This is a genomic window from Mesorhizobium sp. M7A.F.Ca.CA.002.04.1.1 (genome assembly GCF_004022805.1).
Classification (GTDB): Bacteria; Pseudomonadota; Alphaproteobacteria; order Rhizobiales; family Rhizobiaceae; genus Mesorhizobium; species Mesorhizobium ciceri.
On the sequence record NZ_RZPL01000161.1, the window covers coordinates 1 to 9,258 of the forward strand.

Sequence of the window (9,258 nt, forward strand, 5' to 3'; positions counted from 1 at the left end):
GCAATGACAGGTCCTGCCCGATCTCGTGCGGGCGCGCCTTCTTCTTGGGTTCGTCGTCGAAGATCGCCATCGTCGCTCCTCCTCCGCCAAGACCAGATTGGCCATTTGCCTGATTTGGCAATCAGCATACATAGGGCAGGGGCGTCGATGCAAACAGCCGATCGGACAACGGCGAGGAAAGACGGGAAATCTCATGGCGAGCGGACAGAAAATTCCGGCAAGGATGACGGCCATCGCGATCTCGGAGCCGGGTGGCCCTCGGGTGCTGAAGCCGGAAACACGCGACGTGCCGCAGCCCGGCCCCGGCGAGATCCTGATCAAGGTGCATGCCGCCGGCGTCAACCGGCCCGACGTCCAGCAGCGCAAAGGCGCCTATCCGCCACCGCCCGGCGCATCCGACCTGCCGGGCCTCGAGGCATCGGGTGAAGTCGCCGCCCTTGGCGACGACATATCACGCTGGCGCATTGGCGACCGCGTCTGTGCGCTGACGCCCGGCGGCGGCTATGCCGAATATGTCAAGGTCCATGCAGGGAGCGTGCTGCCGTTGCCCGCCGGCTTCACCCACACCGAAGCCGCGGCGGTGCCGGAGAATTACTTCACCGTCTGGCACAATGTGTTCGAGCGTGGCGGCCTCAAGAAAGGCGAGACGCTGCTCGTCCATGGCGGCTCGTCCGGCATCGGCACGACAGCAATCCAGCTTGCCTCCGCCTTCGGCGCCTATGTCATCACCACTGCCGGCAGCAAGGAGAAATGCGACGCCTGCCTGAAGCTCGGCGCCGACCGGGCGATCAATTATCGCGAGGCGGATTTCGTCGCCGCGGTGAAGGAGGCAACGGGTGGCAAAGGCGCCAATGTCATCCTCGACATGGTCGGCGGCGACTATGTGGCGCGCAATTATGAGGCCGCGGCGGTCGAAGGCCGCATCGTCCAGATCGCCGTTCAGGCCGGCGCTGTCGCAAGCGCGGACTTTTCGAAGATCATGGTCAAGCGGCTTACCCACACAGGTTCGACGCTGAGGCCGCGAACCGTCGAGTTCAAGGCGGCGATCGCGGCGGCGCTGGAAGCGCAGGTGTGGCCGCTGCTCGGCACGCGCAAGGTTGCCCCTGTGATGGACATGATCTTCCCGCTCAGCGAAGCCTGGCGGGCGCATGAGCGCATGGAAGAGGGTGAGCATATCGGCAAGATCGTGCTCGACGTAGGCTGACAGCGCGCGAGGTCAGCGCCTCGCTGCCCACAAGATGAACAGAAGCTTAATGCTGCAATGCAGCATTTGCATCATTGCTATGCAAAATCAGCCATTCAAGTCCTCATCGATGACGCCTATTTGAGCACCATCGAAACGAACATCATTCTGGAGGGACTACCATGAACCCGATCCGCGCTTTCCGTAACTGGCGTATGTACACCGAGACCGTCCGCGAACTGAACCGTCTCAACGCACGTCAGCTCAGCGATCTCGGCATCAACCGCGCCGACATCGAAAAGATCGCCCGCAGGGCTATCTAAAGCCACGTCCTGGTCCGCTCCGGCGGGCCCAAGCCGTGGAAGCCAGAGCCGCACCAGACGAACTTTGTCGCGGTTCCGAGCCCGCTGGACCCAGTCCGGCGGGTTTTGTCGTTTTGGGCGGGAGATCAACGACCGTCCCAACCGATACCGGCCATCGAGCAGGGTTGACCTCGGTTTCCTGCATGGCATCTTGGCTCGGCGCTTTCACAAGGGCGAACCCTGATGGAAGCAGCGGCTCCGGCATGACAGGGGTGCCCCTATCTCAACCGATCTTTGCCAAGACCGGAACTCGCCAGCGAAGCCAGCTTGTCGTTCTGTTCAAGAGCGCGGAACGTTTTCGGTAAGTACCCACGGCTTCCGGTCTTTGCTCCAAAAACGTTGCGAAAGGACCCGAGAGCGGTTATACAGACCGCGAATTTCCCATTTTGGTGGCTCTAAACCACCGCCCGCGCGGGAACGCGGGCGAACGAGAAGGATTTGTAAAAATGGCCAATACGCTGCTGATGCCCAAGGCGACCGCCGTCTGGCTGGTCGACAATACCGCACTTTCCTTCGAGCAGATCGCGCAGTTCTGCGGACTGCATCCGCTCGAGGTCAAGGCAATCGCCGATGGCGAAGCGGCGCAAGGCATCAAGGGCATGGACCCGATCATGACCGGACAGCTGACCCGCGACGAGATCGCCCGTGCCGAGAAGGACCCGAACCAGCGCCTGAAGCTTTCGGACCCCAAGGTGCGGGTGCCCGAATCCAAGCGCAAGGGTCCGCGCTACACGCCGCTGTCGAAGCGCCAGGACCGGCCGAACGCGATTCTGTGGCTGGTGCGCAACCATCCCGAGCTCAAGGACGCGCAGATCTCGCGTCTCGTCGGCACCACCAAGTCGACGATCGAGCAGATCCGCGAGCGCAAGCACTGGAACTCAGCCAATCTGCAGCCGATGGACCCGGTGACGCTGGGTCTCGCCTCGCAGATCGACCTCGACATGGAAGTCAACCGCGCCTCGCGCGGCCGCGAACAGGCGCAGCCGGTCGGCGACACGCTGCTGCCGGCGGCCCTGACCGAGCGGTTGGTGCCGGCTCCCGAGAAGCCGAAGGACGAGGACGCCGAACTCGACGCCAACGCCGTGTTCGCCAAGCTCTCGGCCTTGAAGTCGAAGAACACGGACAATGACGACGACGAGTGAGGTTGTCTGATATCCAAGAAAAAGCCCGCTTCGAGCGGGCTTTTTTCTAACTGCGTCGGGTCTCAGCTTCGCGCGGCGCGGTCCGGCGCCATGCCATAGTCCTCGCTGCGCTCCACCGCGCGGTAGAAGTCGGCAAGCTGCTTGCCGCGCTCCGGCTTGAAGATGCGGCCGGCGATGACCACCGAGGCGATGCGATCGATGCGGAAGGCGCGGAAATCGTCGCGCATCTCGCACCAGGCGACCAGCGTCCACACCTTGCCCCAGAACCACAGGCCGAGCGGGCGGATATCGCGGGCGGTGCCGCGGCCGGCCTCGTCGGAATAGTCGATGGTCAGCACCTGGCGCTTTTCGACCGCGCGCTCGATCAGGTCGATCGCCTCGCGGGCGGCGTCGCTGACCACCCACATCGGTGTGTGGATCTCGGTGCGGGCGATGCGGTCTTTCTCCGCATCGGGCAATACGGCGCCGATCTTGACCAGCGCTTCGTCGGCGGCCCGCGCCATGGCGGCACCGCCAAAGGCACGCACCATGCGGGCGCCGGCGACCAGCGCGACGATCTCGTCACGCGTGAACATCAGCGGCGGAAGGTCGAAACCCTCCCTCATCATGTAGCCAACGCCGGCCTCGCCGTCGATCGGCACTCCGGTCGACTGCAAATCGGCAATGTCGCGATAGATGGTTCGCTCGGAAACTTCGAGCCATGTGCCGAGCTTCTGGGCGGTGACCAATCGGCCACCGCGCAGATGCTGCACGATCTGGAAGAGCCTGTCGGCGCGGCGCATCGTATGGTCCCTCGGCGTTGTCTCTATGCATGCCGCCCGAAACCGGTCCACCTCTGGGTGGCATGCATCGTGTTTTCGCGCATGCCGTTATCCCAAAACCGCAGAACACTTTTGGGCGGCATGCCTCATGGTTTCAGCCCTTCGCGCTTGCGCTGCGCGGCGACGAACTCCGCGCCGAAGGACAATTTCTTCGTCGTCGGTGTTTTCGCATCGAGCACGCGCCAGAACGGTGCCACGTCACTCGGCGTCATGCCGCGCTGGAGGTCCTCGTTGGCGGCTTCGGCAACAGTGCGCAGATGATAGCCTATGGTGACCGGGCATGTCACTTCGGCGCCATGCTCGACGGCAAGTGCTGTACGCAGCGCACGCACATCCATCTCGACGCCTTCGGGAATCGAGCGGATGAAATCATCGACCTGGCGCGCTGTCGGCACCAGCATAGGCTGGCCTTCGACGACATCGGCCATCGTGCGCGGCGTCGGCTTGACGCCGTTGATGCCTGGTGTGCTCAGTCTGTCGTTCCAACTCTTCATCGATCGTCCTTTCGACCGCCGATGCACGGGTGCCCTAAGCTGGCACCATTGCACGGCCCTCCTGACAGCATACTGTCAGGAGGCTTCAGCATACTCCTTGGCAAACAGCGTTCGCATCCGAGCGAGATCGCTGCCTCTTTCGGGGTAGAGCGTCTTCAGAAAGGCGAGCGCGAAGGTGCCCGGCGCCGAGCCTGGCGCGGAAACAATTTTGCCGTCGGCCATGGCATGCGGCACATCCTGATAGAGGCTGTCGCCGGCATAGCCGGCCTCATGACCATTGATCCAGTCGCGGCCATTGCTCGTATGCCTGGCCTTCTCGAACAGGCCGGCGCGGGCTAGCGCCAGCGTGCCGGCGCAGATGCCGCCGACCACGCCGCCGCGCGATGCAACAGCATTGAGCAGATCAGCAACATCGGGCGGTGCCTTGCCGGCCCACTCATCGGAGCCGATCACGGCGATGGCGTCGAGATCATCATTCTCATCCGCCCCGGCCGATCGATCGGGCGTCAGCCGAAAGCCGCTGATCCCGGTCACTGGGTTGCCATCAGGCGTCAGCGACACGGCACGGGCGCCGAACCATTCGACCGCCGAGGCCGCCAGCAGCCCATACTCCCAGTCGGCAAAACCTTCGATGAAAAGGAAACCGATCGTCTTCTGTTCGGGCATAGGCTCGCTCCCATCCTCACGCACCGGACCTGTTATCTGGGCGTTGACGCGCCCACATCCAATCGCCGGGTCGAAAAATTGGCTTCAATTGCCCCGAGGGCCACGGTCCGCATACATGTCCGGCCAGCCGATATCCTTGCGAATATCCGCCGGCAGCGAGTTCATGAACCGCTGGGTGCGGATCTCGTTGCGCATCGTGCGGATCTTGCCGACATAGTGCTGCATGCCGCGCAGAATGGTGTAACCGTTCATGGCCAGTCTCCTCTCTCTGTATGGAGGTACTATCGCATACCCCTCCTGACAGCAGTCTGTCAGGAGGATGTCAGGCGCGAGACGATAGTTGCGACCAGTGCGCGCGACGCAGGCAAGGCATCGCTTTTCGCCGCATAGAACGGTGCCGAAGGCAGGTTCGCGACTTCCGATTGTTCATAGCGACGACGTGCTCTGGGCGCCGCTGTTCAGTTTCCGGCGACGGACTGTCGGAATACGAGGCCTTCAGCGGGGTGACCGCAGTTCTGATATGGAGGGAGAAAATTGTTCCCCAACAGCAGGGAGACGACGATGAGCTTGCAACTGACAGGTATCCACCATCTGACCGCCATCACCGCCAATGCGCCTGGCAATCTTCATTTTTATACGAAGGTGCTGGGTCTGCGGCTGGTCAAGAAGACCGTAAACCAGGACGACACCTCGGCCTACCACCTCTTCTATGCCGACGGCGAAGCGACACCGGGCACCGACCTTACCTTCTTCGACTGGCCGGTCGGCCGCGAGCGGCGCGGCACGCACAGCATCGTGCGGACCAGCCTCAGGGTCGGCAGCCAGGAGAGCCTTGCCTGGTGGAAGCAACACTTGACCGACGAAGGCCTGGCAACAGGAGAGATCGGCGACATCGGCGGTTATGCGTCACTGGACTTCGAAGATCCCGAGGGCCAGCGTCTGCGCCTGGTCAGCGATGGCGGCAAGGGCGGCAGCCATCCCTGGGCGCAAAGCCCGGTACCGGCCGAGCACCAGATCCGCGGGCTCGGGCCGATCGTCATCAGCGTTCCCGACATCACCAACACCGAGGCGGTGGTGACCACGGTGATGAACATGCGCAAGGCGCGCGACTATGCCTCGCCGGAGGGCCAGGTTCACGTCTTCGAAATGGGCGAGGGCGGGCCGGCGGCGGAGCTGCATGTCCTGGTGCAGCCGGGACTGGCGCCGGCACGGCAAGGTGCCGGTGCGGTTCACCATGTTGCCTTCAGGGCGCCGGACCAGGAAACGCTGCATCAATGGACGGCGCGGCTGGCCGAGTTCCGGCTGCCGTCGAGCGGCGAGGTCGAGCGCTATTATTTCCGTTCGCTCTACTTCCGCGAGCCGAACGGCATCCTGTTCGAGATCGCAACCGACGGTCCGGGGTTCACCGCCGACGAGCCGCTGGAAACGCTGGGGGAAAGCCTCGCCCTGCCGCCATTCCTCGAACCGAAGCGCGCTTCGATCGAGGCTGGCCTCAAGCCGCTGAAGTAGATCGTTTGCCGGTCAAAGGGCGCCGCGTTCCGGTTCGGGATCCCGGCGTCCGTTCTTTCTCAGGCAATGAACGACGTGCTTTGACAGCCGGGCGCGTTGCTGGTCAAAGGCGGCATGACGAAATTCCTCGCCCTTGTCATCGCCGGTTTCATGGTCATTCAACTGATCAAGCCGCTTGGCTGGCCAGGCCTCAAGCGACGCGGTGATTTCTGGAAGCTGGCACTGCTCGCCATGGCCGCGATTTCACTGGCGGCCGTGCTCGGGCATTTGACGTAGGACGCACTTGTCGTCGCTGCTCAATGGCCAAGCACCGGGCCGACCAGATGCTCGGCCCAGGCCCGGTAGCCTGCTTCCGAGGCGTGAAAGCCGTCCGAGGCAAAGCCGGCTTCCGGATTGGTGATCGGCAGGCGCGGCGCCGGCACCGCGCCGCGCTCCAGGCAAAGGCGTTCGCCCATCCGGTTCATGTCGGTGGCGCGGATCTCAAGGATCTTTCCGAGCAGCGGCGGCATGGCTGGCGCCCGCGTGAACTCCAGCACCGGCGACCACACCACGCGCGCTTCCGGCCATTTGGCGCGCAGGCCGTAGAGCAGGCCACCGAACTCCTTCTTGAAGCGCGGCACGGAGTGGAAATTCTTGGTGTCGTTGGTGCCGATGGCCAGCACGATATGCGTCCACGGATCGGCCGACAGATTGGGCAGCACATGGTCGCGGATCTGGCCGGACGTTGCCGAATTGAAGCCGGCCGCCCGCCAGCGCACGGCGCGGCCGGTGCTTTGTGAAATCAGCACGGCGAGTTGCGCGGCAAGCCCGTCTTCCGAATTGCCGATGCCGACCGAAGCGGCGGAGGAATCGCCCAGCACCAGAAGCGAGATTGCCGGTGCTGCGCCTGATATTTCGTGCATGACCGGCCCTTGCGCCGGCAGCATGCGCGTGGTGCGGCGTCGCACGCCGAGGCCTTGCCAGATATAGACCGGGAAGGCGAGCCAGGAGAGTAGGGCCGGGAAGCGCATGGCAGTACCGTTAAACGATCAGCGGCAGCCTTAGCGAATGTTTTGGCCGACGGGAACGATCTTCAATCGCAGCAACTCGCCTGCCCCGCCTGCTTGCCCTGATATTCGTCGTGCAGCCGCACCCAATCCATCAGGCCGTGATAGGGGCCGTTCTCGTTGCGGCCCTTCGGCGTCATGTCGAGATAGTCGTAGGCGCCGATCTGCGCCTCGCCGCCGCGGGCGCGCGACATGAAGGTGAGGAAGATGTCGCCGGTCTCGTCCCTGTAGAAGACGCTGGTGCCGGGAAGCTCCTTCGATGTCCGTGGACGGGTCTCGAAATTGTAGGTGGTGCAGCCGGCGGCGATCTGCTTGTCGGTGAAGGAGACCTGCATGTCGAAGTTGAAATCCGAGACATAGGACGACACCCAGTCGAACTTCCAGCCCATGCGCTGCTTGTAAGGCAGAAGTTCCGCCAGGGGAGCGCGCGAAACCACGACCAGCGACACGTCGTGATGCCGTAGATGCTGATTGGCGCCGTCGATATGGTCGGCAAGGAATGAGCAGCCCTCGCAATGATGGGTGCAGCCCGGCCCGAACATGAAGTGATAGACGATCAGCTGGCTGTTAGTGCCAAACAGGTCGGTCAGTCTGTTTGGCCCTTGTTCGGTCTCGAAGACATAGTCTTTCCTGATCTTCAGCCAGGGCAGTTCACGCCGTTCCGCGGCGATCCGCTCGCGAAACCGCGTCAGTTCCTTCTCGCGCGCCAGATGTGCCTTGTGCGCCTGGAACCAGTCTTCGCGCGAAACGATCTTGTTGCGATGCATGAACCTCTCCCTGAATGTCATCCCAAGGACGTTGGGGATGGGCGCAACCCGACATCGCCGGAGAGGAAATAAGGACGGAGAGGCTCCGCCCCAAGCCCTGCAAGTCACAAACAAAAAACCCGGGCGCATCGGCCCGGGTTCGAAGGAGGAAGAAAGGACTGTGATCAGGCGGCCTGTTCCAGGCTCGCCTTCCATTTTCCGAGCGCTGCCAGATGGTTCATGTGGGCGCGATGGGTGAAGGCGGCCTGGCCGGCGGCAACGTTCGAGGCTTTGCCGCTCCAGGCTTTCTGTGGCGCGGCCTGCAGCGCGCGACCATAGGAGAAGGTCAGCTTCCACGGGTGCGGCCCGATGGCGTTGATGGCGTTGAGATTGGCGGTCGCCTCTTCGTCTTCCTGGCCGCCGGAAAGGAAGGCGATGCCCGGCACCGCTGCCGGCACTGTCTCGCGGAACAGTTTTATGGTCTTTTCGGCGACTTCTTCGGGGCTGCTCACCTTGCCCGATTTCCTGCCGGCCAGCACCATGTTGGGCTTCAGGATGGTGCCTTCCAGCACGACGCGCGCCGCATGGAGCTCGTCATAGAGCTTGATCAGCGTTGCCTTCGAAATGTCGTAACAAGTGTCGATGTCGTGGGCGCCGTCCATCAGCACCTCCGGTTCGACGATCGGCACGATGCCGGCTTCCTGGCAGAGGGCGGCATAGCGGGCGAGCGCATGAGCATTGGAGCCGATCGAGGTCGCCGAAGGGACGCCCTTGGCGATATCGATGTCGATTACCGCGCGCCATTTGGCGAAGCGGGCGCCGAGCTTGTAGTAGTCGGCAAGCCGTTCGCGCAGGCCATCGAGGCCTTCGGTGACGGTGTCGCCGGGAAACCTGGCCAGCGGCTTGGCGCCGGCATCGACCTTGATGCCGGGGATGGCGCCGGCCGCCTTGATGATGTCGACCAGCGGCGTGCCGTCGGCGGCCTTCTGGCGGATCGTCTCGTCATAGAGGATGACGCCGGAGATGTAGCGGGTCATCGCCTCCCTGGTGCGGAACATCATCTCGCGGTAATCGCGGCGGCTGTCGGCGGTCGATTCGACGCCGATGACGTCGAAGCGCTTCTTGATGGTGCCGGAACTTTCGTCGGCGGCCAGCAGGCCCTTGCCATCGGCGACGATCGCAGCGGCAATGTCTTCGAGACGTTCGCTCATTGTTGCTTCTCCTGAAACGGTTGTTCCGCGCTTAACGGAAGTCTACCGCCAAAGGAATGGCATCGGAAAGCTCGAATC

12 protein-coding genes are annotated in these 9,258 nt (G+C 63.2%); 5 read left to right on the forward strand and 7 right to left on the reverse strand.

Features of this window, described 5'->3' with window-relative positions:
• Positions 1-193: 193 nt before the first annotated feature.
• From ENZ75_RS11220 to ENZ75_RS11230, 3 genes are all read left to right on the forward strand, one after another.
• Positions 194-1,204: an NAD(P)H-quinone oxidoreductase gene (locus ENZ75_RS11220; protein WP_013529235.1), complete on the forward strand. Its 1,011-nt coding sequence runs from the start codon at positions 194-196 to the stop codon at positions 1,202-1,204.
• 161 nt (positions 1,205-1,365) lie between these two features.
• On the forward strand, positions 1,366-1,506 hold the full coding sequence (locus ENZ75_RS11225; protein ID WP_013529236.1) for a DUF1127 domain-containing protein: 141 nt from the start codon (positions 1,366-1,368) through the stop codon (positions 1,504-1,506).
• A 485-nt stretch (positions 1,507-1,991) separates the two neighbouring features.
• Positions 1,992-2,687: a DUF1013 domain-containing protein gene (locus tag ENZ75_RS11230; protein WP_013529237.1), complete on the forward strand. Its 696-nt coding sequence runs from the start codon at positions 1,992-1,994 to the stop codon at positions 2,685-2,687.
• A 62-nt stretch (positions 2,688-2,749) separates the two neighbouring features.
• On the opposite strand, the gene ENZ75_RS11235 is transcribed toward ENZ75_RS11230, so the two are convergent.
• The 4 genes from ENZ75_RS11235 to ENZ75_RS11250 form a co-directional block, all read right to left on the reverse strand.
• The gene (locus tag ENZ75_RS11235; RefSeq protein WP_013529238.1) at positions 2,750-3,469 is read right to left on the reverse strand and encodes a YafY family protein; all 720 of its coding nucleotides are present in this window, start codon (positions 3,467-3,469) and stop codon (positions 2,750-2,752) included.
• A gap of 125 nt (positions 3,470-3,594) precedes the next feature.
• Positions 3,595-4,002: a hypothetical protein gene (locus ENZ75_RS11240; protein WP_063169160.1), complete on the reverse strand. Its 408-nt coding sequence runs from the start codon at positions 4,000-4,002 to the stop codon at positions 3,595-3,597.
• Between the two features lie 75 nt (positions 4,003-4,077).
• Positions 4,078-4,668: a DJ-1/PfpI family protein gene (locus tag ENZ75_RS11245; protein WP_063169159.1), complete on the reverse strand. Its 591-nt coding sequence runs from the start codon at positions 4,666-4,668 to the stop codon at positions 4,078-4,080.
• 84 nt (positions 4,669-4,752) lie between these two features.
• Positions 4,753-4,920 (reverse strand): hypothetical protein, encoded by a 168-nt coding sequence (locus tag ENZ75_RS11250; protein ID WP_013529241.1) that lies wholly within the window; start codon positions 4,918-4,920, stop codon positions 4,753-4,755.
• Between the two features lie 309 nt (positions 4,921-5,229).
• Between ENZ75_RS11250 and ENZ75_RS11255 the strand changes: the two genes are divergently transcribed.
• The gene (locus ENZ75_RS11255; protein WP_024502993.1) at positions 5,230-6,177 is read left to right on the forward strand and encodes a ring-cleaving dioxygenase; all 948 of its coding nucleotides are present in this window, start codon (positions 5,230-5,232) and stop codon (positions 6,175-6,177) included.
• Positions 6,178-6,273: 96 nt separating this feature from the next.
• Positions 6,274-6,453, forward strand: a complete 180-nt coding sequence (locus tag ENZ75_RS11260; RefSeq protein ID WP_032809263.1) for a hypothetical protein — start codon at positions 6,274-6,276, stop codon at positions 6,451-6,453.
• A 20-nt stretch (positions 6,454-6,473) separates the two neighbouring features.
• Here the strand turns inward: ENZ75_RS11260 and ENZ75_RS11265 are convergent, their stop codons facing one another.
• From ENZ75_RS11265 to ENZ75_RS11275, 3 genes are all read right to left on the reverse strand, one after another.
• A complete protein-coding gene (locus ENZ75_RS11265) occupies positions 6,474-7,187 on the reverse strand; it encodes an SGNH/GDSL hydrolase family protein (RefSeq protein ID WP_063169158.1) in 714 nt (237 codons plus the stop codon).
• A 62-nt stretch (positions 7,188-7,249) separates the two neighbouring features.
• Positions 7,250-7,990 (reverse strand): thioredoxin family protein, encoded by a 741-nt coding sequence (locus tag ENZ75_RS11270; protein ID WP_063169157.1) that lies wholly within the window; start codon positions 7,988-7,990, stop codon positions 7,250-7,252.
• A gap of 164 nt (positions 7,991-8,154) precedes the next feature.
• Positions 8,155-9,180, reverse strand: coding sequence for a class I fructose-bisphosphate aldolase (locus ENZ75_RS11275; protein ID WP_024502995.1), 1,026 nt, complete (start codon positions 9,178-9,180; stop codon positions 8,155-8,157).
• Between the last annotated feature and the right edge of the window lie 78 nt (positions 9,181-9,258).

Coding starts and splice junctions, on each gene's coding strand:
- ENZ75_RS11220 (WP_013529235.1), top strand. CDS start 194: ATGGCGAGCGGACAGAAAATTCCGGCAAGGATGACGGCCATCGCGATC.
- ENZ75_RS11225 (WP_013529236.1), top strand. CDS start 1,366: ATGAACCCGATCCGCGCTTTCCGTAACTGGCGTATGTACACCGAGACC.
- ENZ75_RS11230 (WP_013529237.1), top strand. CDS start 1,992: ATGGCCAATACGCTGCTGATGCCCAAGGCGACCGCCGTCTGGCTGGTC.
- ENZ75_RS11235 (WP_013529238.1), bottom strand. CDS start 3,469: ATGCGCCGCGCCGACAGGCTCTTCCAGATCGTGCAGCATCTGCGCGGT.
- ENZ75_RS11240 (WP_063169160.1), bottom strand. CDS start 4,002: ATGAAGAGTTGGAACGACAGACTGAGCACACCAGGCATCAACGGCGTC.
- ENZ75_RS11245 (WP_063169159.1), bottom strand. CDS start 4,668: ATGCCCGAACAGAAGACGATCGGTTTCCTTTTCATCGAAGGTTTTGCC.
- ENZ75_RS11250 (WP_013529241.1), bottom strand. CDS start 4,920: ATGAACGGTTACACCATTCTGCGCGGCATGCAGCACTATGTCGGCAAG.
- ENZ75_RS11255 (WP_024502993.1), top strand. CDS start 5,230: ATGAGCTTGCAACTGACAGGTATCCACCATCTGACCGCCATCACCGCC.
- ENZ75_RS11265 (WP_063169158.1), bottom strand. CDS start 7,187: ATGCGCTTCCCGGCCCTACTCTCCTGGCTCGCCTTCCCGGTCTATATC.
- ENZ75_RS11270 (WP_063169157.1), bottom strand. CDS start 7,990: ATGCATCGCAACAAGATCGTTTCGCGCGAAGACTGGTTCCAGGCGCAC.
- ENZ75_RS11275 (WP_024502995.1), bottom strand. CDS start 9,180: ATGAGCGAACGTCTCGAAGACATTGCCGCTGCGATCGTCGCCGATGGC.